The organism is Streptomyces sp. NPDC029164, assembly GCF_055563995.1.
Genome location: NZ_JBVHWW010000001.1, coordinates 445,468 through 469,818 on the forward strand (window position 1 = coordinate 445,468; position 24,351 = coordinate 469,818).

Consider the following 24,351-nt stretch of genomic DNA (forward strand, 5'->3'; position numbering starts at 1 on the left):
CGCAGGTCCCTGCTCCGATTAGGGGCCATGCTCGCCGCGGGCGGAGCCGCCGCGCTGGTTCCCGCCCCGGTCGTGTACGCCGCGACCAGGGGCCAGGGGACCGGCGCGGAGACCACCACCTACAAGGGGCACTCCCCGTACGGCAACGACCAGTGGGCGTACGTCGCCTTCGACGTCCCCGCCGGAGTGCAACGGATCTCCGTGTCCACCTCCCACGACGCCGCCGCCGGCATCCTGGACCTCGGCATCTTCGGCCCGTCCGGGTTCCGCGGCTGGTCGGGCGGCGAACGGGCCGGATTCACCCTCTCCGCGGCGGACGCCACGCCCGGCTACCTCCCGGGGCCGGTAGAACCCGGCGGCTGGTCCGTCATCCTGGGGCCGATGGTCGGCGCCGCCGGCGGCATGGCCTGGCAGGTCGATGTCACCCTGCACCACGGAGAGCCGCTGCCCCAGGCCCCGTACGACCTTCTGCCGGCCTCGGTGGCCGGACGGGGACCCGGCTGGTACCGCGGCGACCTGCACCTGCACAGCGTGCACTCCGACGGGAAGCGCACGGTGGACGAGATCGTCGCGGCCGCCCGCCAGGAGGGGCTGCACTTCATCGCCACCTCCGACCACAACACCAGCTCCACCGGGGTGACCTGGCGCGGAAACGTCCCGACGGACCTGCTGGTCCTCAACGCGGAGGAGGTCACCACCCGCCACGGCCACTGGCTGGCCGTCGGCCTGCCCCAGGGCGAATGGGTGGACTGGCGCTACGGCCCCGCGGACCAGGGGGTGTTCGACGGCCACGCCCGGCGCGTGCACAGTCTGGGCGGGCTCACGATCGCCGCCCATCCGCTCACCCCGGCGGCCGGATCCTTCTGGGAGTTCGGCCTCGACCGCGTGGACGCGCTGGAGGTGTGGAACGGGCCGTGGACCCTGGACGACGCCGCCAACATCGCGGCCTGGCACGTCATGCTCTGCCTCGGCAAGCGGGTCGCCGCCGTCGGCAACAGCGACGCCCACAGCCCCGCGGACGCCGTGGGCCGGCCCCACAACGTGGTGCGCGCCACCAGCCTGTCGACACCCGCCGTCCTGGACGCACTGCGCCTGGGCCGGTCCTACGCCGTCGAATCCGCGGCCGTGACCGTGGACTTCACCGCCCGCGCGGGCGGGGCGGTCGCGGGACCCGGCGAGGAACTGCCCCTGTCGTTCTTCGACACCGTCGACGTGACCCTGAACGTGACGGGCGCCCCGGACAGCATCGCCACGCTGTACACCGAGTGGGGCATCATGGCCGCCACCTGCATCGACGGCAGCGGCAGGGGACAGCTGCGGTGGCGCGGCTGGGGCAAGGCCTCCCTGTTCGTCCGGGCCGAGGTGCGCCGGCCCAAGCCCGCCTCCACCACGCTGGACCAACTGGTGGCCCTCACCAACCCGGTGTGGTTCTACTCCGCCCGACTGCCCCCGTACGACGTCGAGCGGCGCGTGCTCTTCCACACCGAGCGCCACCCCGACGGGGCGTGGGGCAGCATGCGTCCGCTGCCGGGTGCCGCCGCCGGCGCCGCCTCGTTCGCCGGAGTGCAGAGCGCCGCGGCCGGCATGGCGGACGGCTCCGTCGTGGTGCTGGGCATCGCGGCCGACAACGGCCTGTGGCTGACGGTCGTACGGGGAACGGCCACGGTCCGGCCCTGGCAGCGCGTCGCGGGACCGGACGGCTCGACCGGCTTCACCGTACGGGAGGCGGACATCGCCGCCTTCGCCGACGGCACGTGCCAGATCGTGGTGACGGCCATGGACGGCACCACCTACCACCAGCAGCGGCGCGCCGACGGCGGACTGCCCGGGTTCCGGGCCCTGCCCGGCCTCACCGCGAAGAGCCGCTGGGGCGCGACGAAGGTGTCGGTCACCGCGATGCCCGACGGATCCGCCCAGCTGCTCAGCTACGGCACGGACGGGGCCATGTACCACTGCGCCCGCGGGCGGGACGGTACGTGGACGGCCTGGGGACGCCTGGCCGGCGCCAACGGGGCCCCGACGTTCTCCGGCCCGGCCCTGGCGATCACCGGCATGCCCGACGGCTCCTCCCAGGTCCTCGCGATCGGGCTCGACGGGATGGTGTACCACCAGCTGCGGCGGCCCGACGGCTCCTGGTCCGGTTTCCGGGCCCCGCGGGGCGTCACCTCGCCCACCATGGGGGCCAGCGCCATCGGCATCGCGGGGACGCCCGACGGCTCGGCCCAGGTCGTGGCGGTCGGGCTCGACGGACGGATCTGGCACAACATCAGGAAGCCGGACGGCTCCTGGACCCCGTTCGCGCAGATACCCGGCCCGAACGGGAGGGACTCCTTCCGCGCGGGGCAGGTCCGCATCACCGCCCTGCGCGACGGCACCACGCACCTGACGGCCATCAGCGCCGACTAGGCCGTTTCCTTCATCGAGCCGCTGTTGCCGGATCGCACGCCGAAGCAGGGTGGGCGGTGGCGGGATCACCGGCGGGTGATCGACGCGATCGCGTTCAAGTACCGCACCGGGACACCGTGGATGGAGCTGCCCGGGCACTTCGGGTCGCGGAGAGGGTGTTCACCGCCTTGCTCGCGCAGGCCGACGCCGACGCCGACGGCGACCTCGACTGGGTTGTCGCGGTCGACTCCACGATCGTCCGGGCTCACCAGCACGCCGCCGGGGCCCGGCAGAAGGGGCCCCGGCCGGCCATGCCCTCGGACGCTCCCGCGGCGGGCTGACCACGAAGATCCACCTCGCCGCGGACGGCCCTTGGGCGAGGTGATCTGAAGGCGGCCTACACCAGGAGCGGCCGCTTCCTCAGTGCGTCAGCCGGTGATCGAGAAGAAGATCGAGCCGTCCTCGGCCCACCACCAGGCGCCCTCGCCCTTGTTCCATTCCGAGGCCCAGCCGTCGAGGGCCTCGATGAGCTCCCCGAGGTCGTACCGGAGATCGGCGTCGACGCGGTCCAGCACCGCGCGGTAGGCCTCCACCGCGGAGCCGGCCTTCGCGAGGGGCCAGCAGCCGATCTCCGGTGAGCCCTCCAGGGGATGGGGTATGTGGAACCCGATCTCCGAGGGCGGCCCGCTGAAGACGTACTGGTAGGGCAGCAGCTCGGCCGGGACGCCCGCCGAGCTGAGGGCGTCGTCCAGGGCGGAGAAGTAGGTGACCGGGCTCCGGTAGCTCGCCAGGGTCGAGCTGTCGCTCGCGTTGTGGTCGATGATGATCTGGAGGGCCGCGTAGTAGGCGCAACCGGCGTAATCGGCGGAGGAGTCGGCCCGGCCGGAGACCAGCTCCTCCAGGGCGTCCGGGACCGACAGCCCCCAGTCCACGCCCTGGTGGTCGAGGCTGTCCTGACGTGCCTTCGCCTTGACGCGCATGTTGTCCAGGCGTCGTGATTCGTCGGCGCTCAGGTCCAGGGCGGGCACGAAGCGCACGATCTCGCCGCGGTTCGCCATGCTGTAGTTCACTACCTTGCTCATGGGTTCATGCTGTCAAAGGGCACTGACAGCCCGGTGTCCGGGACCGGTTCGCAGGTGTCGGAGCCGCTCAGACCGCAGTGGCTCCGGCGTTGACAGACAAGAGTGTGAGTGGTTGAGTACTCACATGAAGAACGAACGACCCCGGAAGCTGTCCACCGCCGAAGAGCGCCGCGAGACGGTGCTGCGCACCGCCATCGGCGCCTTCGCGGCGCGTGGCTACTGGGGCACCACCACCACCGAAGTGGCGAAGGCGGCCGGCATCTCGCAGGCATACGTCTACCGCCTGTTCCCGAGCAAGGAGCTGCTGTTCACCGCGGTGGTCGAGCACTGCTTCGTGCAGGTCCGGGCCGGTCTGGAGCGCGCGGTGGCCGAGGCGGGCGGCAGCTCCGCCGAGGTGGTGCTGGAGGCCATGGGGGATGCGTACGCGCTGCTGATCAAGGACAACGACCTGATGCTGATCCAGCTGCACGCCCAAGCCGCGGCCGTCTCCGAGCCGGCCGTGCGCGAGGTGGTCCGGCAGGGTTACGCCCGGGTGGTGGAGTACGTCCGCGGCGCCTCGGGTGGCACCGAGGAACAGGTCCAGCAGTTCTTCGCGCTGGGCATGCTGTGTCACCTCATCGTCTCCATGGGGGCCGACGAGGTGGACGCCCCCTGGATCCGCACGCTGTCCGCGGGCATCACGCACTACTGAGGTCCGGCGTCGCCGCGTCATCGCGCGGTCGGGCCCGACGGCGGGGCACCAGCCCCGCCTCTTCTTGGGCGTCAAATGTGAGTGGTCAACCACTCAAGGAGGGTCGTGTGAGGATCACCGCCACCACCCGGAGTCCCGGAGCGGCGCTCGCAGCTCTGGCGGGGGCGCAGTTCACGGTCATGCTCGCCACCTCGATCGTGAACGTGGCCCTGCCGCAGATCCGCGCCGGCGTCGGGCTCTCGGACAGCGGCACGACCTGGCTGGTCAACGCCTACGGCCTGGCCTTCGGCGCGCTGCTCCTGGCCGGCGGAAGGGCGGCCGACCTGCTCGGCCGGCGCCGGGTGCTGATCGCGGGGCTCGCGGTGTTCGGGGCAGCCTCACTGGCGGCCGGGCTGGCCGTCTCCTCCCCGGTCCTGATCGCGGCCCGTGCGGTGCAGGGCCTCGGCGCGGCGGCGATCGCCCCGGCGGCCCTGGCCCTCGTGATGGAACTGTTCCCGCCGGGATCCGGCCGGGGGAGGGCACTGGGTGTGTGGGGCGCGGTGTCCGGCGCGGGAGGCGCGGCCGGAGTCCTGCTCGGCGGGGTCCTCACCCAGGCGTGGGGCTGGCAGTGGATCTTCTTCGCCGTCGCCATCGGCATCCTGCCGGTCCTCGCCGGCACGGCGATGAGCGTGCCGCGGACCCCGGTCACCGGCAGCGGCCGGTTCGACCTGCCCGGCACCACCACCGTCTCCCTGGCGCTGACCGCCCTGGTGTGGGGCCTGACCACCGCCCGCCGCTCGGGCTGGACGGACACCTCCGTCCTCGGGGCCTTCGCCGTCGCCGCCGTGCTCATGGCGGCGTTCGTCCTCATCGAGCGCCGCCACCCGAATCCGCTGCTGCCGCCGCGTCTGTTCCGCGCCGGCCGCGTCACCGTCGGCAATGCGCTGATGGCCCTGCTCGGCTCCGTGTGGATCGCCCTGTTCTTCTTCCTGCCGCTCTACCAGCAGCAGGCCCTCGGCTCCAGCCCACTGGTCACGGGCCTCGGCCAACTCCCCCTCGCCGCGGCCAACATGCTCGGCTCCACCCTCGCCCCCCGGATCTCCCGCCGCATCGGCGCCACCGCGACGGTGACCGGCGCCCTGCTGACCGAGGCCGCCGGACTGCTCTGGCTGTCCCGAATCAGCGCGGACGGCAGCTACCTCGCCGACCTCCTCGGCCCCGGCATCCTCATCGGCCTGGGCCTGAGCATCGCCTTCGTCCAGCTCACGGCCCTGTCCGTGGAGGGCGTCGCCCGCCGGGACGCCGGGCTGGCCGGGGGCCTGGTGAACACCTCCCGGCAGGTCGGCGGCGCCATCGGCCTCGCCGTCCTGGCCACCCTCGCGGGCACCGTCACCACCCACGCGGCCGCCCACCAGCCGCAGCTCGAAGCGCTCACCGCCGGCTACCGCGTCGCCTTCGGAGTCTCCGCCGCCGTCCTCGTGGCCACCGCCGCGCTCGCCCCGCTCCTCACCCGCCGCACCACGGCCGCCCCCTCAGGGGCGAGCCCGCTCCCGGCCCCGCAGCCCGCCGCGGACGGCCGCCGCTGACCATCCGGCCGTACGCACCACCGACAGCACGCCAACCGAGAGGAAGAACCATGTTCACCATCGACGAGACCGCTCCCGCCATCGTCCGCCTGTCCACCGTGATCGACGCCCCGCTGGAGCGGATCTGGGCCCTGCACACCGACATCGACGCCTGGCCCGGCTGGAACGCCCACGTCGACCAGGCCGAGCTCGACGGCCCGCTGCTGCCGGGCCGCTCCTTCCGCTGGAAGACGCACGGCCTCGACATCATCTCCACCATCCGCGAGATCGTCCCCGGTGAGCGGCTGGTCTGGGGCGGCCCGGCCAACGGCATCGAGGGCGTCCACGTGTGGACCTTCGAACAGACCGGCAGTCAGGTGACCGTCCGCACCGAGGAGTCCTGGAGCGGCGGCCCCGTCGACGCCGCTCCCGCCGAGCTCGGGCAGGCCCTGCACGCCTCACTCACCGCCTGGCTCGCCGCCCTCAAGGCCCGCGCCGAGCAGACGGCCTGACCCCGGCCGCCTGACCCCGGCCGCCCGGCTCCGGCCGCGAAGCCGGCACCAGCACGAGCCCCGACCCCGTCGCCGTCACCCTGTCACCGTCACGCAAAGCGAGGTTCCTGCCATGACCACCACCGACAAGAAGCCGTACCTGACCGGCCACTACACCCCGGCCGTCGACGAGATCACCGCCACCGAGCTGACCGTCGAGGGCTCCCTGCCCCCCGAGCTGACCGGCCGGCTGCTCCGCAACGGACACAACCCCAAGCCCGGCGTGACCCCCACCCACTGGTTCAAGGGCAGCGGCATGGTCCACGGCATCCGCCTGCGCGACGGCCGCGCCGAGTGGTACCGCAACCGCTGGGTGCACACCCCCGCCCTCGACGGCGCCCCGTACATGACCGATCGCGGGCCGGACCTGACCGCCAGTACCGCCGGCACCCACGTCATCGAACACGCCGGACGGCTCCTGGCGCTGTGCGAGGCGAACCTCCCCTTCGAGCTCACCCGCGACCTCGACACCGTCGGCGCCTACGACTTCGACGGCAAGCTGACCGGCGCGATGACCGCGCACCCCAAGGAGGACCCGGTCACCGGCGAGCTGCACTTCTTCGGCTCCTCGCCGTTCCCGCCGTTCCTCACGTACTACGTGGCCGACGCCCAGGGACATATCAGCCACAGCGCCGAGGTGCCGGGAGCGACCGCCTCCCTCAAGCACGACTTCGCCGTCACCCGCAACCACGTGGTCTTCATCGAGGGCACCGTCACCTTCGACCCCACCGAGCACTCCGGCATCCCCTACGGCTGGAACGACGCACAGCCGGCGCGCATCGGCGTCATGCCCCGCGGCCCGCAGGGCGCCGCGAAGACGCGCTGGTTCCCGATCGAGCCGGGCAGCATGCTGCACGCCGCCAACGCCTACGAGGACGCCCAGGGCCGGATCGTGCTGGAGGGGCCGACCGTGGACCGGGAGGGCTTCCGGCTCTCGTGGAACTGGTGGGTCGGCGCGCCCGGGCGCGGCACCGAGCCCAGTACCCGCTCCTACAACCGCCGCTGGGTCGTCGACCTGGCCACCGGCCGCGTGGACGAGCGGGTCATCGACGACCTCGCCATCGAATTCCCCACGCTCAACGAGGAGTACCTCGGCGCCGAACACCGCTACCAGTACGCGGTCTCCTTCCCCGACCAGGTAGGTCACGACGGCTACGGCATCGTCAAGTACGACCGCACCACCGGCGCCCGTCACATCCACCAGGCCGGCGACGCCCGCCTGCCCAGCGAGGCCGTGTTCGTCCCCGCCGCCGGGGCCACCCGCGAGGACGACGGCTACCTGCTCACCGTCGTCTCCGACCTCCAGCAGGACGCCTCCCAGCTCCTGGTCCTCGACGCCTCCGCCCTCGAGCGGATCGCCACGGTCCACCTGCCGCGCCGGGTCACCGGCGGCATCCACGGCTCCTGGATCCCCGACGGCGACCTGGACGGCGACCTGGACGGCTCCGCCAGCTGAACGCCGGAGGCCGTGGCCCCGGGGGACTCCACCCCCGGGGCCCGGCGCCGTCTCAGGGGGCGATCGGGAGCTGTCGCTTGTGCTCGGTGAGGCGGTAGCGGTGGGTGATGGCCGCGTAGGCGGCCTCGCCGACGGGCTTGCCCTCCAGCAGGTCGTCGATGTCGTCGTACGTGACGCCGAGCGCCTCCTCGTCGGGCCGGCCCGGCTTCAGCGTCTCCAGGTCCGCGGTCGGGGTCTTCACCGTCAGACCGGCGGGCGCGCCCAGGGCCTGGGACATGGCCCGTACGCGCCGCTTGGTGAGGCCGGTGAGCGGCACCACGTCGGCCGCGCCGTCGCCGAACTTCGTGAAGAAACCGGAGACCGCCTCGGCGGCGTGGTCGGTGCCGACCACCAGGCCCTCGTGGGCGCCCGCCACCGCGTACTGGGCGATCATGCGCTGCCGGGCCTTGATGTTGCCGTGCACGAAGTCCTGGTGGTGCGCGTCGCGGAAGCCCGTGCCGCCCGCCAGTACCGCCTTCAGCGCCGCGTCGCTGGCGGCCTTCACGTCGACGGTCAGGACCCGGTCGGGCCGGATGAACTCCAGCGCCAGCTGAGCGTCCGCCTCGTCGGCCTGGGTGCCGTACGGCAGCCGCATCGCGAAGAACGTCGCATCCTGCCCGGTGGCACGGACCCGCTCGACGGCGAGCTGGCACAGCCGGCCCGCGGTGGTGGAGTCCACGCCGCCGCTGATGCCCAGTACCAGGGAGCGCAGGCCCGTGGAGGTCAGCTGGCCGGCCAGGAAGGCCACCCGGCGCTCGATCTCCTGCTGCACGTCGAAAGACGCGCTCACCTGGAGATCCCGGGCGATCTCCTGCTGCAGGGGTATGGACGCCAGGTCGGTCACGGCTGCTCCTCGGTCGGGCCCGTGGGCGGGGGCGGGGCGCGCCGCGGGGCCGGGGCCACGGGCGCGTGGATGGGGGACGGAAGCACTCTAGAGGACGGCCGCGACCGCCCGCTCAGGGCATCCGGCCAGGTCGGCGCGGTCGCGGCACGGGCGTCCGGCCAGGTCGGCGCGGTCCCGGCACGGGCCTCCCTGGCGCGCGCATCCCCGCACGGGGTGTCCCGGCGCCGCGGGCCGGCGCAGGGCCTATTCGTCCGGCCGTCAGCCTGTTGGCCCAGTGGCGACTGACATGCCGTCACCCGGGGTCCTACGCTGCGCAGTGCGCATGCCCCCGGGCATCCAACAGCGCACCGCTGTCGCGACCTCCAGCGCCGCCCGACAGTGCCCAGACCCGCCGGCGAGGTCTCGCCCCGCTGGCGGGCCTGCCCCCGACCTCCGGCCGAAAGGTCTGCCTCCCGATGTCCCCACGCACCCCGTGCGGCTCCCCGCCCCGGCCCCGCCGACGCCGCCGCCCGCGCCGGGCGTTCCAGCTGGCCGCCGCCCTGCTCCTCAGCCTGATCAGCCTGCCCGCGGCCGCGGCCGCGGCCCCCGCCCGCGCCGACGTCGGGGACATCACCGAGTACCCGCTCCCCGCGGCCGGCAGCTCTCCCGGCGACATCACCACGGGATCCGACGGGAACCTGTGGTTCACCGAGCAGGGCATCCGGAAGATCGCCCGGATCACCCCCACCGGGGACCTGACCGAGTACCAGCTGCCCGGCGACAACAACAGCCCCGTCGGGATCACCGCCGGGCCCGACGGCAAGCTGTGGTTCACCGACGTCAGCCGCCGGATCGGGAACATCACCACGGCGGGCCTGATCACCGAGTACGACCTGCCCGCCGGCAGCGGCACACCGTTCGCCATCACCACGGGGCCCGACGGGAACCTCTGGTTCACCGAGGACCCCGGTGACCGGATCGGCCGGATCACCCCCACCGGGAAGATCACCGAGTACCCCCTGCCGAACCCCGGCAGCGGCCCGGAGTCCATCGTGACCGGGCCCGACGGGAACCTGTGGTTCACCGAGATCACCGGAAACCGGATCGGGAGGATCACCCCCAAGGGCAAGATCACCGAGTACCCCCTGCCCAACGCCGACAGCGGCCCGGACGTCATCACCGCCGGGCCCGACGGGAACCTCTGGTTCACGGAGCTCTTCGGCAACCGGATCGGCAGGATCAGCACGGCCGGGGTCATCACCGAGTACACCCTGCCGGCCGCCGACAGCGGCCCGGACGGGATCGCCGCCGGGCCCGACGGCAACCTGTGGTTCACCGAGCAGCTCACCGACGGGATCGGCCGGATCACCCCCGACGGGGACTTCGCGCGGTACCCGCTGCCCAACCCGGGCAGCCTCCCCGTCCGCATCACCGCGGGGCCGGACGGCCACATGTGGTTCACCGAGATCGGCGGCGACCGCGTCGGACGGCTGGAGCTCGACGCCGGTCCGCCCCGGGCCGACCTGGCGGTCCGCCTGAGCGCACCGGCCTCCGTACGCGGCGGCGCCGAGTACACCTACGACGTCACGGTGACCAACAAGGGGCCCTTCGCCGCGTCGGACGTGGCCGTCACCCTGACCCTGCCGCGCGGGGTGCAGGTGACGGACGCGCCCGCCGGCGCCGACCGCCGCACCCCCACACCGCCGACCTGGCGCGTCGAGGCCCTGGGGGCCGGACAGTTGCGGGTCTTCCACGTCACGGTACGGGCCACCCAGCGGCCCGCCATCACGGCCAAGGCCGCCGTGACCTCCGCGACCCCGGACCGGAACAGGAGGAACAACACCGACCAGGCGACCACCCGGGTCCTCGGCCGCTGAGCCCCGTCACGAAGGCCGCCTCGTCGGAGGGCACGAACCGCGGTCTCGGCGACCGAGGCCGCGGCGTCCCGCGCGTCACCCCCTGACCGGATCCTGACGGCGCTCGGCCCGCTTCATACGCCTCACCGACGGCCGCCCCGATCGGTAGGCTGGGACCGCCGGGCGCCTGCGACGGGGAGGTACGGGATGGGTGACACCGCGACCGCACCGGAACCGGAATCGAGAGCCCTGCCAGGACCCGCACCGGAACCCGGGGCCGGGCGCGGGGCCGGGCGCGGGCCCGGGTCCGAAGCCGACGCCGATCCCGGGCTGTACGGCCCGGCATCCGTCACCTGGCACTGCCACGGCGACCCGATGATGTGGATCGCCGGCGTCCGGGCGCTCTACCTCCAGGCGCTCCACCCGCGCGCCGTCCGCGGAGTCATGGAGAACTCGGACTTCCGCCGGGACGCCTGGGGCCGGCTGCTGCGCACCGCCGACTTCGTCGGCACCCTCACCTACGGCACCACCGAGGCCGCCGACCACGCCGGCAGCCGGGTCCGCGCGATCCACCGCAAGCTCTCGGCCACCGATCCGGGCACCGGCGACCGCTTCCCCGTCGACGACCCCGAACTGCTGCTGTGGATCCACTGCGCGCAGATCGACAGCTTCCTGCACGTCCTGCGCCGCTCCGGCGTCCGCCTCACCCCCGCCCAGGCCGACCGCTACGTCGACGAGAACCGCGTCAACGCCCGCCTCGTCGGCCTCGACCCGGCCGGCGTGCCCGCCGACACCGCCGGGCTCGCCGCCTACTTCGAGCGGATCCGCCCCGAGCTCGCCGCCGGCCCCGACGCGCACGCCGTGGACGACTTCCTGCGCGCCCCGCCGGTCCACCGCCTCCTCGTCCCTGGCCGAAACCTGCTGTGGCGCCCGCTCGCCGCTCTCGCGTACGGTTCCCTCCCCGGCTGGGCGCACCAGCTGTACGGGCGACCCGCACCGGCCCCGCGCAGCACCTCCCGGCGCCTGCGCCTCACCGGACGCGTGTTGCGCAGCATTCCCGCAGGTCTGCGCTGGCAGCTGCCTCCAGGTCACATCTTGAAAGCGATGCGCCGCATGGGCCCCGGGAGCCGCCCCTCGCCGTACACACTGCGTACATCAGCGGCCATACTGGACCGGCCGGGGAGGGCGTAGCACGACAACGGGGGCGGCTTTAAGACATGGCGGAGTCCAGACTGATCCAGGGCCGGTACCGGTCGCTCGATCTGATCGGGCGCGGCGGCATGGGCGAGGTGTGGCGCGCCCGCGACGAATCGCTGGGCCGGCAGGTCGCGGTGAAGTGCCTCAAGCCGATCGGCGCCGAGCAGGACGCCCACTTCACCCAGGTGCTGCGCGAGCGGTTCCGGCGCGAGGCGCGCGTGGCCGCCTCCCTCCAGCACCGCGGTGTCACGGTCGTCCACGACTTCGGCGACGACAGTGCCGCCGGCGGTCCCCTCTACCTGGTCATGGAGCTCCTCGAAGGCCGCAACCTCAGCCAGCTCCTGGAGGACAACGAGACCCGTCCGCTCCCCGTGGACGTCGTCGTCGACATCGCCGAGCAGATGGCCGCCGCCCTCGGCTACACGCACGACCAGGGCGTCGTGCACCGTGACCTGAAGCCGGCCAACATCATGCGGCTCACCGACGGCACCGTGAAGATCTGCGACTTCGGCATCGCCCGCCTCGCCCACGACATCGGCTTCACCGCGAAGCTGACCGGCGGCGGCATGGCCATGGGCACCCCGCACTACATGTCGCCCGAGCAGATCGCCGGCGGCGAGGTCGACCACCGCAGCGACCTCTACTCCCTCGGCTGCGTCCTGTACGAGATCGCCACCGGGGCCCCGCCCTTCGACCTCGGCGACTCCTGGTCGGTGCTGGTCGGCCACCGCGACACCCCGCCCGTGCCGCTGCGCGAGCACCGCCCCGAACTGCCCGTCTCCTTCGAGCGGGTGGTCCTGGACCTGCTCGCCAAGCGCCCCGAGGACCGGCCCGGGGACGCCCGCCACGTGCACCGCCGGCTCGTCGAGGCCCGGCTGGGACCGGGCGGGCTGCCCGGCGCCCAGGCCCCGCTCCCGGCGTGGGCCCGCGGGATGACCGCCGGGCGCAAGGCCGGCATCGACGCCCGCCCCGCGAGCGGCGAATGGGCCGTGCTCACCGGCTCCTGGACGGCCGCCCGCCCCGGCGGCGGCCGGTTCGCCGCCCGTCCGAGCGGCGCGAATCCCGTCCTCCGTCCGAGCGGTGGCAACCCCGTCGCCCGTCCCAGCGGCGGTAACCCCGTCCTTCGTCCGTCCGGCGGGCAGCCCGCCGGAGGCCCCGGCGTCCGCATCGTCCGCCCCCAGCCCACCGAGGACCCGCGCCTGACCGTGGCGTACGGGGTTCCGCGCGGCCGCGGCCCCCGGGAGACCGGCCCCGACGCGCTCGCCGCCGGCCACACGCGGGCGTACGCCCTCAGCCGTTCGGGCCGGCCCGAGGAAGCGCTCGCCGTGTACACGGCGGTGGCCGAGGGGCGCACGCGCGAACTCGGCCCGGACCACGCCGACACCCTCGCCGCGCGCCAGGAGACGGCGTACGAGCTGGGCCGGCTCGGCCGCCACCAGGAGGCGTACGACACCTACCGCGCGGTGCTCGTCGCGCGCGAACGGACCACGGGCCCGCTCCACCCCGACACCCTGCGCTGTCGCCACAACCTGGCCTGCGCCCTGGGGGCGCTGGGCCGGTTCGCGGACGCCCACGCCACCGCCGTGGCGGTCGCCGCCGACCGGACCGCCGTCCTGGGCCCCGACCACGCGGACACGCTGCTGACCCGGTACGAGGCGGCGTACGCGCTCGGCCGCCTGGAGCGCTGGCAGGAGGCCCTGGCCGGCTTCCGCGAGGTCGCCGCCGTACGGGAGCGGGTGCTCGGCCGCGACCACCCCGACACCCTGGCCGCCCGCTACGAGGTCGGCATCGCGCTCGGCCGCACCGGGAACAGCGCCCAGGCCCTCGAACTGTTCCGGGCCCTGGTCCGCGACCGCACCCGCGCCTACGGGGCCACCGACCCCGAGACCCTGCGCGCCCGGCACGTCCTCGGGGTCAACCTGGGCCGCCTGGAGCGCTGGGAGGAGGCGGTGGCCGAGGCCCGGCAGGTGGGCGCCGTACGGGCCGAGGTGCTCGGCGTCGAGCATCCGGACACCCTGGTCAGCCGCCGGGAACTCGCCGTCGGGCTCGGCCGGCTGGGCCGCTGGGACGAGGCGCTGCCCATCTACCGGGAACTCTCCGGCATCCGCGAACGGTCCCTGGGCGACGAGCATCCCGACACGGCACTGGCCCACGCCGACGAAGCCCACTGTCTGGAGCGGCTCGGCCAGGTGTGCTACCAAGAGCCATGACGACCTTCGGGCGGGACGTGTACGACGACGTGATCGTGGGCGGCGGGCACAACGGCCTCGTGGCCGCCGCGTACCTGGCCAGGGCGGGCAGATCGGTCCTCGTCCTGGAACGGCTCGGGAACACGGGCGGAGCGGCGATCTCCAGCCGCCCCTTCACCGGCGTCGACGCCCGCCTCTCGCGGTACTCGTACCTCGTCTCGCTGCTCCCGGCGAAGATCGTGCGCGACCTGGACCTGCGGTTCGCGGTGCGCAGGCGGACGATCTCCTCGTACACACCCGTCGAACGCGACGGCCGGCCCGGCGGGCTGCTCGTGGGCGGCGGCGACCAGCGCACCCGGGAGTCCTTCGCCCGGCTGACCGGCTCGGACCGGGAGTACGAGAGCTGGCGCGCCTTCTACGGGACCACCGGGCAGGTGGCGCGGAAGGTGTTCCCCACCCTGACCGAGCCGTTGCCCACCCGTGCGGAGCTGCGGGCCCGGATCGACGACGAGGCCGCGTGGCGGATGCTGTTCGAGGAGCCGCTCGGGCAGGCGGTGGAGCGGCACTTCGCCGACGACCTGGTCCGCGGGGTGGTCCTCACGGACGGGTTGATCGGCACCTTCGCGGACGCGCACGACCCCTCGCTCGCCCAGAACCGCTGCTTCCTCTACCACGTCATCGGCGGCGGGACGGGGGACTGGGACGTCCCGGTCGGCGGCATGGGAGCCCTGACGGACGCCCTCGCCGCCGCCGCGCGGACCGCCGGGGCGGAGATCGCCACCGGCCACGAGGTGCTGCGCATCGACACGGACGGGACCGCTCCGGCCGAGGTGGTGTTCCGTACGGCCACGGGGGAGGGCCGGGTCGCCGGCCGTACGGTGCTGGTGAACGCCTCGCCGCGGGCGCTGGCCGAACTCCTCGGCGAGGAACCGGCGAAGGAGACGCCCGAGGGCGCCCAGCTCAAGGTCAACATGCTGCTGCGCCGGCTGCCCCGGCTGCGGGACACCACCGTGGACCCGCGCGAGGCCTTCGGCGGCACCTTCCACATCGCCGAGGGGTACGCCGAACTCGCCCGGGCGCACGCGGAGGCCGCGTCCGGCGAACTGCCCTCCGTACCGCCCTCGGAGATCTACTGCCACTCGCTGACCGACCCGACGATCCTCGGACCCGAGCTGGTGGAGCAGGGCTACCAGACGCTCACCCTCTTCGGCCTGCACACCCCGGCCCGGCTGTTCGCGCACGACAACCACCAGGCCCGCGAGGTACTGCTGACCGCCACCCTCGCGCAGCTCGACGCGCACCTGGCCGAACCGCTCACCGACTGCCTCGCCTTCGACGCCGACGGCCGCCCGTGCATCGAGGCGAAGACCCCGCTGGACCTGGAGCGCGAACTGGGGCTGCCCGGCGGGCACATCTTCCACCGCGACCTGTCCTGGCCGTTCGCGGACCCGGACCCGGAACCGGACCCGGACTCGGGCGGGGGCGGCCGGTGGGGCGTGGAGACGGCCCACCGCAACGTACTGCTCTGCGGCGCGGGCGCGCTCCGGGGCGGCGGCGTCAGCGGGGTCCCCGGGCACAACGCGGCGATGGCGGTGCTCGGGCACTAGACCGTGTCCGGCGCCGCTGGGGAGGCCGGCGGGGCGAGTGGCTGAATCCGGCCGCTCCCGAAGGCGCCGGCACCCCGTGCCCCTGGCCGACTTCGCGGCGCACGTCGTCGGCGTCGTGCGCGCCGTGCACCGCAACGGCCCCGTGATCCTGGTCGGTCAGTGCCTCGGCGGGGTGACGGTGAACGCGGTCGCCAACCAGGTGCCCGAGCTGATCTCCCACCTGGTGTACGCGTCCGCCTTCTGCCCGACCCGGCACGCCTCGATGGCGGAGCTGATGGCGACCCCGGAGGCGGCCACCAGCGCCCTGTTCCGGCTCACCGCCGTCCGGACCCCGCCGGAGCTCGGCGTCAACCGCGTCAACTGGCGCTCGGGTGACCCCGCCTTCTTCGCGGCGGCCAAGGAGGCGCTGGGCAGCGACCTGCCGGACGCCGAGGTGCGCGGGCTCCTCAACACCCTGGAGCCGGACGAGACCGCGGCGATCGGCGCCGCCGACGCCCGGGGGCTCCCGCAGGCCTGGGGGGACGAGCGGGAGCTGGTGGCGCGCATGTGCCGCTGAGCCGGCGGAGCCCCGGCGGTACCTACGGGAGCGGTTCGATGACCACGATCGGGATCTCGCGGTCCGTCTTGGCCTGGTACTCGTCGTACGCGGGCCAGTGCTTCACCATCACGGGCCAGTACGCGGCGCGCTCCTCGGCGGTCGCGGTGCGGGCCGTGCCCTGGAGGATCCTGGCGCCGACCTGGACGCGGACCTCGGGGTGCGCGGTCAGGTTCCGGAACCACAGCGGGTGCTCGGGGGCGCCGCCCTTGGAGGCGACGAGCAGATAGCGGCCGTCCGCCTCGCCGTAGATGAGGGGGGTGCGCACGGGGTTGCCCGAGACCCGGCCCACGGTGGTGAGCAGGAGGGTCTGGGTGCCGTTCCAGTCGTGGCCCTCGGAGCCGTTGGACGCCACGTACTGCTTGACGTGGTCAAGCTGCCAGCTTCCCGGCCGGGGGTCGGTCGGGTTGTCCCAGTCGATGGCGGTGGTCATGTGGTGTCGCCTGCCTTCGCGTTGAACGGTCAACGAACCTCAACTACGGGTACCAACGCCCGCGGGTGCGGTGTCGATTCCGCCCGGGAGGGTGAATCCGTCGAAGAGGGCGTCCATCGCCCGGTACGCGGCACGGGCCGGGGTCGCGCGGACGGCGAGATCGCGGACGGCCATGGCGAGCGGGTGGGTGAGGGCGGCGATCCGACCCGCGCGGCGGGCGCGGACGCGGATGGCGTCGGTGCGCGCGCAGCGGGCCGCGCTGTAGGCGGCGAGCGCGGCCGGCACGTCCGTACCGCCCGCCCCGTCCAGCAGATGGGCGAGGACCGCGGCGTCCTCGATGGCCTGGCAGCCGCCCTGCCCCAGGTTGGGCGTCATGGCGTGGGCGGCGTCGCCGAGCCAGGCGAGCCGCCCGTGGTGGAAGCGGGGGAGCGGGGCCGCCAGGTCGTACAGGTCGTGCTGGAGCACGGCCGCCGGATCGATCCGCTCCAGCAGGGCCGGGATCGGGTCGTGCCAGCCGCCGTAGCGGCGCAGGAGCTCGGTGCGGACGTCAGCGGGGCGGTGGCCCTCGGGGACGGTGGCGGTGGCGAAGACGTAGGTCCGGCCGTCGGCGAGCGGGACGACGCCGAAGCGCTCGCCGCGCCCCCAGGTCTCGGCGGTGACCGCGTCGGCGCTGCCCGCGGCGGCGGGCAGGACGGTGCGCCAGGCGGTCTCCCCGCTGTAGCGGAGGCCGGGGTGGTCCGGGAAGTACCGGCGCCGGAGCGGACTGTGGATGCCGTCGGCGGCCAGCACCAGATCGGCGCCCCCGAGGTCGCCGTCCGAGGTGCGGACCACCGGGGACCCGTCCGCATCGTCCACCGAGTCGACCGCGACGCCGTACCGGATCGTGCCGTCGGGCAGCGCGGCGGCCAGGGCGCCGGCGAGGGCCGAGCGGTGTACGGCGAGCGGCGGCCCGCCGTAGCGGGCGGCGAGCGCGGCCGTGTCGGCGCGGCTCAGCCAGCGGCCGTCCGCGCGGCGCAGGCCCATCGCGGCGGGGACGGCCCGGCCCACCGCACGGGTGATGTCGAAGCCGATGGCGTCGAAGGCGCGCAGGGCGTTGGGGGCCAGGACGATCCCGGCGCCGACGGCGGTCGGCCCGGGCGCCCGCTCGCACACGGTGACCCGCCAGCCCCGTCGGTGCAGGGCCACGGCCGCGGCGAGCCCGCCGATCCCCGCGCCTGCCACGACCGCGTCACGATGAAGTGCCGACATCGCGCATCCCCCTCTTTCCTTCTCTTCCTCTTTCCCGTCCTCTACAGCTGTAGAGGACCGAGGGCTTCACTCTACAGCTGTAGAGTGAGCGGATGTCCACCCCTCGCCAGAGCGCACGCAGCCCGGACCGCAGGACCCTGATCGCCGACACCGCGATCGACCTCGTCGCCGCCGCCGGGCTCCGTGGCCTCACCCACCGCGCGGTCGACGGCGCGGCCGGGCTGCCGGCGGGCAGCACCTCGTACTACTTCCGTACGCGGACGGCGCTGATCGCCGCCTGCTACCAGCGGCTGGCCGATCTGGACCTCGGCGACCTCGGCGACCTCGACGGCGGGGGCCCGTCCGTGCTCCCGGGGCCGGACCGGGACGCGGCGGCCGCCGCGCTGGCCGGACTGCTGTACCGCTGGCTGACGGTGGGGCGCGAGCGCCAGCTGGCCCGCTTCGAACTCAGTCTGGAGGCGGCCCGCAACCCCGCGCTGGAGGCGGATTTCCTCCGGGCGGGGCAGGGGCCCCGGGCCCGGGCTGCGGGCATCCTCGCGGCCCTCGGAGCCGAACGGCCCGAGGAGGCCGCCGAGTTGCTGGTCGCCTGGACGGACGGGCTCCTGTACGACCGGCTGGCCGGCGCCCTCGCCCGCTCCCGCCTGGCCCCTGACCAGGCCGAACTGGCCGCCGTAGCGCGCCGGATGATCGACGCGGTCCTCGCGCACCACGGCTAGGATCCGGCCATGATCGCTGAACTGCAGTGCGTGGTCCTGGACTGTCCCGATCCGCAGGCGCTGGCCGAGTTCTACCGGGCCCTGCTGGGCGGGAACGTCAACCAGCCGGACCGGCGCTGGGCGGTCGGCGCGGACTGGGCGACCCTCCACGCGCCGTCGGGTCCGGTCCTCGCCTTCCAGCGCGCGGCGGACCACCTGCCCCCGCGCCGGCCGGACCCCACCCGGCCGCAGCAGTTCCACCTGGACTTCGGCGTCCCGGACCTCGACCGCGCGCAGGAGCAGGTGCTGGCGGTCGGCGCGACGCTGCTCGACGGGGACACGGGCGGGCGCGGCTGGCGGATCTTCGCGGACCCGGCGGGGCACCCGTTCTGTCTGGTCCGCCACTAGCGGGTGCCGGGTGCCGGGTGCCGGGTGCGGGGTGCCGCGTGCCCGGTACTGCGTATCGGTGTCGGGGTCCGACAAGTCGGACCCCGCCTGCGTCGACCAAGATCATCAGATGCAGAATGTCCACATGCTGATACCGAACACGCTGAAGACGGCAGCGATCGACGATGCTGCGCTGATCAGCCGTTCCCTGGCCCGGGCCTTCGACGACGACCCGATGATGCGCTGGTTCTTCCCCGACGACGCCTCGCGCGAGGCGTCACTCGGCGCCTACTTCACGACGCTCTTCGCCCGGCAGTACGTCTCCAACGCCGTGTGCGAGGTCACCGAGGCCGCCGCGGCCTTCTGGGTACCGCCGGAGGGGCAGGCCAAGGCCGTTCCCGACGCGGAAACCATCCAGCGGCTGCAGAACATCCTCGGCGACCGCGCCGAGCTGTTCGGGGCCGCCGTCGAGGCGGCCGCGCAGCACAGCCCCCAGGAACCGCACTGGTACCTCGCGGTGCTCGGCGCCGACCCCGCCGCGCAAGGCACGGGCCAGGGGGCCGCACTGCTGCGCTCGGGCCTGGCCAAGGCCGACGCGGCGGGCCTGCCCGCCTACCTGGAGTCCTCGAAGGCGTCCAACCTCCCCTTCTACGAGCACTTCGGTTTCACCGTGCGCGAGGAGGTCCGGCTGCCCGGTGGCGGCCCTACCCTGTGGGCGATGCGCCGCGAACCGCGCCCTGCGGCCGACATCGAGGCCGTGTGACGCACCGGGGCGAGCGGACCCGTCCGCGTGGGTACGGATGGCCGCTCGCCCCGGCCCACCACGCGTCGTAGGCTGCATCCCGCACAGGACGGACGGGAGGCTGAGATGGCCGAGACGGTGGTGGCCGAGGTGACGGTGACCGAGGTGATGGCCGAGCTGGCCGCGCTCGAGGACCCGAAGGCCCGCGCGGTCAACGAGAAGCACGGTGACGACCACGGTGTGAACCTCGGCAAGCTGCGCGCGCTCGCGAAGCGGCTGAAGACGCAGCAGGACCTCGCGTGCCGGCTCTGGAAGACGGACGACACCGCGGCGAGGCTGCTGGCGATCCTGATCTGCCGCCCGAAGGCGTTCGCACGTGACGAGCTGGACCTCATGCTGCGCGGGGCGCGCGCCCCCAAAGTGCACGACTGGCTCGTGAACTACGTGGTGAAGAAGAACCCGCACCAGGAAGAACTTCGCCTGGCCTGGTCCGCCGACCCGGACCCGGTGGTCGCCAGTGCCGGCTGGGCGCTGACCACCGAACGCGTGGCGAAGAAGCCGGAGGGCCTCGACCTCGCAGGACTCCTCGACGTCATCGAAACGCGGATGAAGGACGCCCCGGAGCGCCTGCAGTGGGCGATGAACCACTGCCTGGCGCAGATCGGCATCGAGCACGCCGAGTACCGGGCCCGTGCCCTCGACATCGGTGAGCGCCTCGAAGTGCTCAAGGACTACCCGACTTCCCCGGGCTGCACCTCCCCGTTCGCGCCGGCCTGGATCACCGAGATGGTGCGCCGACAGGACGCCAAGTGAAGGCCCGCCGGCCGTGATCCGCTGAATTCGGGGGCGCGGAATTCGGGGGCGCGAACACCTGGGGGGCCGGATACTGCGGTTGCCGCAGACCCGCCGAGGAGTCCCGATGATCACCTGGCGCCGGCTCGCCGAGCCCGACTTCCCACGACTGGGGCGGTGGCTGGCGCAGCCGCATGTCGCACGCTGGTGGAACCACGAGACCTCCCCGGAGGCCGTCGAGCGCGACTTCTGACCCGCCGTGCGGGGGGAGGAGCCGGCCGAGGACCTGCTCCTCCTGCTCGACGGCGAACCGATCGGTCTCGTGCAGCGCTGCCGCCTCGCCGACTACTCGGACTACCTGGTCGAGCCGGCGGCCGAAGTCGAGGTGCCCGACGGGGCGGTGACGATCGACTACCTGATCGGCGATTCCGGCCTGGCCGGCCGGGGGCACGGCACGCGCATGATCCACGCGGTCGTCGAGGCGACCTGGACCGACCATCCCCACACCGCGGCGATCATCGTCCCGGTCCAGGCCGCCAACCGGGCCTCCCGGCGGGCCCTGGAGAGGGCGGGCCTGTACCGCGTCGCCGAGGCCTTCCTGGAACCCGACAACCCCGTCGACGACCGCACCCGCTTCGTCTACCGCGCGAACCGCCCGTCCCACCCGGCCCCCACCGGGTGGGCCCGCCGGGCCCCGAGGACCAGTCCCAGTCCCAGTCCCCGCCCCCTTCTGTTCTAGTCCGCGGAGCGGGTCCAGCCGATGGCTTCGAGGCGGGGGGCGTCGGTGGGGCGGTCTTCCGCGAAGAGGAGGTGGGCCGCTTCCGACACGCGGACGATGTCCACGTAGATCCCGCGGCCGACGTAGCGGCCGGTCGCGGTGTGGCGGAATCGCAGGCGTACCTCGCGGCCCGACCAGGCGGCCGTCAGGGGGGCTTCGAGACGGTGCCAGGTACGGCCGGACCAGCCGCTCACCGAGCCGCGGGTCCATTGCTCGGGCGCGCCGCCGGTGGACCGGACGGTGCTGAAGGGCAGCGGTTCCCAGTGCTCCCCGTCGGGTGAGGCCTCCAGGTGCAGGGCGCCCTCGCCGGGCACGGTGTCCCACCACACGGCGCAGCGCAGCCGGGCGGCCGCCGTGGCCGGGGTGAGCGGTGGCAGGGTGAGCGTGCCCGAGGCGCCCGGCCGGATCCCGGAGAACCAGGCCGCGCCGCCGTGCCGGGTGCGGACCGGTACGGCGCGGGCGAAGCGGTTGCCGACGGCGACGCGCGGCGCGCTGCCGGCGCGCCAGGTGCGCACGGGGTGGACGGAGTTGCCGAGCAGGATCAGGAAGGAGTCGGTGGACGGGTCGAGGACCAGGGAGGTGCCGGTGAAGCCGGTGTGGCCGGCGGAGTGCGGCGTGGCCATCGCGCCCATGTACCAGTGCTGGTAGAGCTCGAAGCCGAGGCCGTGGTCGTCGCCGGGGAAGGCCGTGTTGTAGTCCGTGAAGAGCAGCTCGACGGAGGCGGGGCGCAGGATGCGCTTGCCGGCGTAGACCCCGCCGTCGAGGAGGGCGCGGGCGAGGACGGCCAGGTCCCAGGCGGTGCCGAAGATGCCGGCGTGGCCCGCGACCCCGCCGAGCGCGTACGCGTTCTCGTCGTGGACCTCGCCCCACACCAGCCCGCGGTCGAGGCCGGACCAGGGCGGGCGCTGCACCTCGGTGGCGGCGGTGGCCCGGCGCCAGGAGAGCGGTGGGTTGTAACGAGTGCGCTGCATCCCGAGTGGAGCAGTGATCTCGTCGCGGAGCAGGACATCCAAAGGGCGACCAGTGATCCGTTCCAAGAGCAGCTGGAGGGTGATCAGGTTCAGGTCGGAGTAGCGGTAGACCGTCCCAGGAGTCTCCTGCGGCCTCACCGACCACAGCAGCCTCAGGCGGCCCTCCGGCGTGGACTCCTTGTAGAAGGGCGCCCAGGAGCGCAGCCCCGAGGTGTGCGTGAGCAGTTGACGAACCGTCACCACCTCCTTGCCGCCCCCGGTGAACTCCGGCAGGTACCGCCGCACCGGAGCCTCCAGCTCCAACTGGCCCCGCTCCATCTGCTGCACGGCCAGGATGGAGGTGAACAGCTTGGTCAGCGAGGCCAGATCGAAGACGGTGTCCTCCGCCATCGCGATCCGCTCGGCCGCCGGGAACTCCCGGACCCGGTCGGTCCGCCCGTCGTAGTCCGCGTAGCGCACGGCCTCGCCCATGGCCCGGTGCAGGGCGATGGTGCGGCCCCGGCCCGCGAGGACCACCGCACCGGCGTAGTAGGGGTGTTCGGGGGAGGGGCCGAGGAACCGCCGGGCCTCGTCCGCGACCCCCTCCAGGTGCTTCTCCAGCAGCCCGGCCTGGCGTGGGGACCCGTACCGCAGGCGCAGGCCCTGGAGCGCGCGTCGCTCGGCGGGGTTGCCCGAGGCGCCGGCGGGGCCGGGGAGCGCGGCGTGCAGGACGAGTACGCCGCCGAGGGCGAGCAGCCGCGCCCCGAGCCGGCGGCGGCTCAGCCCGCCGCCGGCCTTCCCGGGCCCGCCCGTCGCCGCGGTCGCTGTCGTGGGTGCGGCCTGGGCTTCGCCGCCTGCCGCGCCGTGAGCCCCCGTTCGTGTTGCCATGTCCACCTCCTGGTCCCTGTCCGAGTCCTCCTGCGGCGCCGTCTCCCAGGGCTCCGCCCCGGACTCTCCCCCCGACTCCGTCCGGGGGGTAACCCCATGCCTCAGACGCCGGCGGGGCCGGATTCGTCCGGCCCGTGCGCCGGCCGGTTCGTCCCGGCCGGCCGGCCCGCGCCGGGATCCGCGCCGAACGCTAGTGGGTATCTGCCCGTCCGTCGGGCACCCTCCGCACCGACCGGCCCGTAAAGAATCTGACACTGCATCAGAAAATCTCTTCCCTCGCATGCCGGGCTGCGGCATCCTGCCGCCCATGGAGACGGAGCTGAGCAAGAAACTGGGAGTCGAGCACGCCATCTTCGGCTTCACGCCCTTCCCGGCGGTCGCCGCTGCGATCACCCGCGCGGGTGGCTTCGGCGTGCTCGGCGCGGTCCGCTACACCGCTCCCGACGACCTCAAACGCGACCTCGACTGGATGCAGGTGCACACCGACGGCAAGCCCTACGGCCTCGACGTCGTCATGCCCGCCAAGAAGGCCGTCGACGGCATCGGCGAAGCCGACATCGAGGCGATGATCCCGGCCGGGCACCGCGCCTTCGTCCGCGACACCCTCGCCAAGCACCACGTGCCCGAGCTCGCCGAAGGCGAGGCCTCCGGCTGGCGGATCACCGGCTGGATGGAGCAGGTCGCCCGCAACCAGCTCGACGTCGCCTTCGGCTACCCCATCAAACTCCTGGCGAACGCCCTCGGTTCCCCGCCCGCCGACGTCATCGCCCGCGCCCACGACCACGGCGTCCTCGTCGCCGCCCTCGCCGGCAGCGCCAAACACGCCCGCCGCCACGCGGAAGCCGGCATCGACATCGTCGTCGCCCAGGGCTACGAGGCCGGCGGCCACACCGGCGACATCGCCACCATGGTCCTCGTCCCGGAGATCGCCGAAGCCGTCGCCCCGCTCCCGGTCCTCGCGGCCGGCGGCATCGGCAGCGGCGAGCAGATCGCCGCCGGACTCGCCCTCGGCGCCCAGGGCGCCTGGCTCGGCTCCCTCTGGCTCACCACCACCGAGGCCGACCTCCACTCGCGCGCCCTCACCGAGAAACTGCTCGCCGCGGGCTCCGGCGACACCGTCCGCTCCCGCGCCCTCACCGGCAAGCCCGCCCGCCAGCTGCGCACCGAGTGGACCGACGCCTGGGACGACCCGGAGGGCCCGGGCGCGCTCCCCATGCCGCTCCAGGGCCTGCTCGTCGCCGAGGCCGTCTCCCGGATCCAGAAGTACGCGGTACACCCGCTGCTCGGCACCCCCGTCGGCCAGATCGTCGGCCGGATGAACAGCGAACGCAGCGTCCAGGCCGTCTTCGACGACCTCACCAGCGGCTTCGAGCGTGCCATCGACCGCATCAACCGCATCGCCGGCCGGGCCTGAGAGGTGTGA

Annotated in this window: 22 protein-coding genes and 1 pseudogene; 18 read left to right on the forward strand and 5 right to left on the reverse strand. The window is 73.8% G+C overall.

The genetic code is table 11. The features are described 5' to 3' along the window. Window positions 1-27: 27 nt before the first annotated feature. The gene (locus ACZ4VT_RS01990; RefSeq protein ID WP_467945737.1) at window positions 28-2,406 is read left to right on the forward strand and encodes a CehA/McbA family metallohydrolase; all 2,379 of its coding nucleotides are present in this window, start codon (window positions 28-30) and stop codon (window positions 2,404-2,406) included. A 12-nt stretch (window positions 2,407-2,418) separates the two neighbouring features. Then, window positions 2,419-2,755, forward strand: a pseudogene (locus ACZ4VT_RS01995) (transposase); the annotation flags it as partial. Window positions 2,756-2,813: 58 nt separating this feature from the next. Here ACZ4VT_RS01995 and ACZ4VT_RS02000 read toward each other — a convergent pair. After that, the gene (locus ACZ4VT_RS02000; RefSeq protein WP_467945739.1) at window positions 2,814-3,467 is read right to left on the reverse strand and encodes a DUF7691 family protein; all 654 of its coding nucleotides are present in this window, start codon (window positions 3,465-3,467) and stop codon (window positions 2,814-2,816) included. 124 nt (window positions 3,468-3,591) lie between these two features. Between ACZ4VT_RS02000 and ACZ4VT_RS02005 the strand changes: the two genes are divergently transcribed. The 4 genes from ACZ4VT_RS02005 to ACZ4VT_RS02020 all read left to right on the forward strand — a co-directional run bounded on the left by ACZ4VT_RS02005 (window position 3,592) and on the right by ACZ4VT_RS02020 (window position 7,709). Continuing rightward, window positions 3,592-4,158 carry a TetR/AcrR family transcriptional regulator gene (locus tag ACZ4VT_RS02005; RefSeq protein ID WP_467945741.1) on the forward strand — a complete coding sequence of 189 codons (567 nt, stop codon included), beginning with the start codon at window positions 3,592-3,594 and terminating at the stop codon, window positions 4,156-4,158. A 107-nt stretch (window positions 4,159-4,265) separates the two neighbouring features. Continuing rightward, window positions 4,266-5,723, forward strand: a complete 1,458-nt coding sequence (locus ACZ4VT_RS02010; protein WP_467945743.1) for an MFS transporter — start codon at window positions 4,266-4,268, stop codon at window positions 5,721-5,723. A gap of 50 nt (window positions 5,724-5,773) precedes the next feature. After that, a complete protein-coding gene (locus ACZ4VT_RS02015) occupies window positions 5,774-6,214 on the forward strand; it encodes an SRPBCC family protein (RefSeq protein ID WP_467945745.1) in 441 nt (146 codons plus the stop codon). A gap of 112 nt (window positions 6,215-6,326) precedes the next feature. Further along, entirely contained in the window at window positions 6,327-7,709 is a 1,383-nt protein-coding gene (locus ACZ4VT_RS02020; protein ID WP_467945747.1) for a carotenoid oxygenase family protein, read from the forward strand. Between the two features lie 52 nt (window positions 7,710-7,761). On the opposite strand, the gene nadE is transcribed toward ACZ4VT_RS02020, so the two are convergent. Next, window positions 7,762-8,592, reverse strand: coding sequence for an ammonia-dependent NAD(+) synthetase (nadE, locus tag ACZ4VT_RS02025; protein WP_467945748.1), 831 nt, complete (start codon window positions 8,590-8,592; stop codon window positions 7,762-7,764). A gap of 455 nt (window positions 8,593-9,047) precedes the next feature. Between nadE and ACZ4VT_RS02030 the strand changes: the two genes are divergently transcribed. From ACZ4VT_RS02030 to ACZ4VT_RS02050, 5 genes are all read left to right on the forward strand, one after another. Then, window positions 9,048-10,448, forward strand: a complete 1,401-nt coding sequence (locus ACZ4VT_RS02030; RefSeq protein WP_467945750.1) for a virginiamycin B lyase family protein — start codon at window positions 9,048-9,050, stop codon at window positions 10,446-10,448. A gap of 186 nt (window positions 10,449-10,634) precedes the next feature. Further along, on the forward strand, window positions 10,635-11,618 hold the full coding sequence (locus ACZ4VT_RS02035) for an oxygenase MpaB family protein (protein WP_467945751.1): 984 nt from the start codon (window positions 10,635-10,637) through the stop codon (window positions 11,616-11,618). Window positions 11,619-11,644: 26 nt separating this feature from the next. Next, entirely contained in the window at window positions 11,645-13,834 is a 2,190-nt protein-coding gene (locus ACZ4VT_RS02040; RefSeq protein WP_467945753.1) for a serine/threonine-protein kinase, read from the forward strand. Beyond that, the gene (locus ACZ4VT_RS02045; protein WP_467945755.1) at window positions 13,831-15,420 is read left to right on the forward strand and encodes a phytoene desaturase family protein; all 1,590 of its coding nucleotides are present in this window, start codon (window positions 13,831-13,833) and stop codon (window positions 15,418-15,420) included. The genes ACZ4VT_RS02040 and ACZ4VT_RS02045 overlap by 4 nt, the downstream gene beginning before the upstream one ends. Window positions 15,421-15,457: 37 nt before the next feature. Further along, window positions 15,458-15,976 carry an alpha/beta fold hydrolase gene (locus ACZ4VT_RS02050; protein ID WP_467945757.1) on the forward strand — a complete coding sequence of 173 codons (519 nt, stop codon included), beginning with the start codon at window positions 15,458-15,460 and terminating at the stop codon, window positions 15,974-15,976. A gap of 22 nt (window positions 15,977-15,998) precedes the next feature. On the opposite strand, the gene ACZ4VT_RS02055 is transcribed toward ACZ4VT_RS02050, so the two are convergent. Both ACZ4VT_RS02055 and ACZ4VT_RS02060 read right to left on the reverse strand, forming a co-directional pair. Continuing rightward, complete coding sequence (locus ACZ4VT_RS02055) at window positions 15,999-16,448, reverse strand: nitroreductase family deazaflavin-dependent oxidoreductase (RefSeq protein ID WP_467945759.1); 450 nt, start codon at window positions 16,446-16,448, stop codon at window positions 15,999-16,001. A gap of 39 nt (window positions 16,449-16,487) precedes the next feature. Next, window positions 16,488-17,696, reverse strand: coding sequence for an FAD-dependent monooxygenase (locus ACZ4VT_RS02060; protein ID WP_467945760.1), 1,209 nt, complete (start codon window positions 17,694-17,696; stop codon window positions 16,488-16,490). Window positions 17,697-17,788: 92 nt separating this feature from the next. Here ACZ4VT_RS02060 and ACZ4VT_RS02065 point away from each other — a divergent pair, with 92 nt between their 5' ends. From ACZ4VT_RS02065 to ACZ4VT_RS02090, 6 genes are all read left to right on the forward strand, one after another. Beyond that, window positions 17,789-18,412: a TetR/AcrR family transcriptional regulator gene (locus tag ACZ4VT_RS02065; RefSeq protein ID WP_467945762.1), complete on the forward strand. Its 624-nt coding sequence runs from the start codon at window positions 17,789-17,791 to the stop codon at window positions 18,410-18,412. 9 nt (window positions 18,413-18,421) lie between these two features. Further along, on the forward strand, window positions 18,422-18,799 hold the full coding sequence (locus tag ACZ4VT_RS02070) for a VOC family protein (RefSeq protein WP_467945764.1): 378 nt from the start codon (window positions 18,422-18,424) through the stop codon (window positions 18,797-18,799). Window positions 18,800-18,923: 124 nt separating this feature from the next. Continuing rightward, complete coding sequence (locus ACZ4VT_RS02075; RefSeq protein ID WP_467945766.1) at window positions 18,924-19,541, forward strand: GNAT family N-acetyltransferase; 618 nt, start codon at window positions 18,924-18,926, stop codon at window positions 19,539-19,541. A gap of 105 nt (window positions 19,542-19,646) precedes the next feature. After that, complete coding sequence (locus ACZ4VT_RS02080; RefSeq protein ID WP_467945767.1) at window positions 19,647-20,333, forward strand: DNA alkylation repair protein; 687 nt, start codon at window positions 19,647-19,649, stop codon at window positions 20,331-20,333. Window positions 20,334-20,439: 106 nt separating this feature from the next. Then, the gene (locus ACZ4VT_RS02085) at window positions 20,440-20,565 is read left to right on the forward strand and encodes a hypothetical protein (RefSeq protein ID WP_467945769.1); all 126 of its coding nucleotides are present in this window, start codon (window positions 20,440-20,442) and stop codon (window positions 20,563-20,565) included. Between the two features lie 6 nt (window positions 20,566-20,571). Beyond that, window positions 20,572-21,051, forward strand: coding sequence for a GNAT family N-acetyltransferase (locus ACZ4VT_RS02090; RefSeq protein WP_467945771.1), 480 nt, complete (start codon window positions 20,572-20,574; stop codon window positions 21,049-21,051). On the opposite strand, the gene ACZ4VT_RS02095 is transcribed toward ACZ4VT_RS02090, so the two are convergent. Then, window positions 21,048-22,928, reverse strand: a complete 1,881-nt coding sequence (locus tag ACZ4VT_RS02095) for a serine hydrolase domain-containing protein (RefSeq protein WP_467945773.1) — start codon at window positions 22,926-22,928, stop codon at window positions 21,048-21,050. The genes ACZ4VT_RS02090 and ACZ4VT_RS02095 overlap by 4 nt on opposite strands. Before the next feature lie 307 nt (window positions 22,929-23,235). On the opposite strand from ACZ4VT_RS02095, the gene ACZ4VT_RS02100 reads away from it, so the two are divergent. Then, window positions 23,236-24,342: a nitronate monooxygenase gene (locus tag ACZ4VT_RS02100; protein WP_467945775.1), complete on the forward strand. Its 1,107-nt coding sequence runs from the start codon at window positions 23,236-23,238 to the stop codon at window positions 24,340-24,342. The last annotated feature ends 9 nt before the right edge of the window (window positions 24,343-24,351 follow it).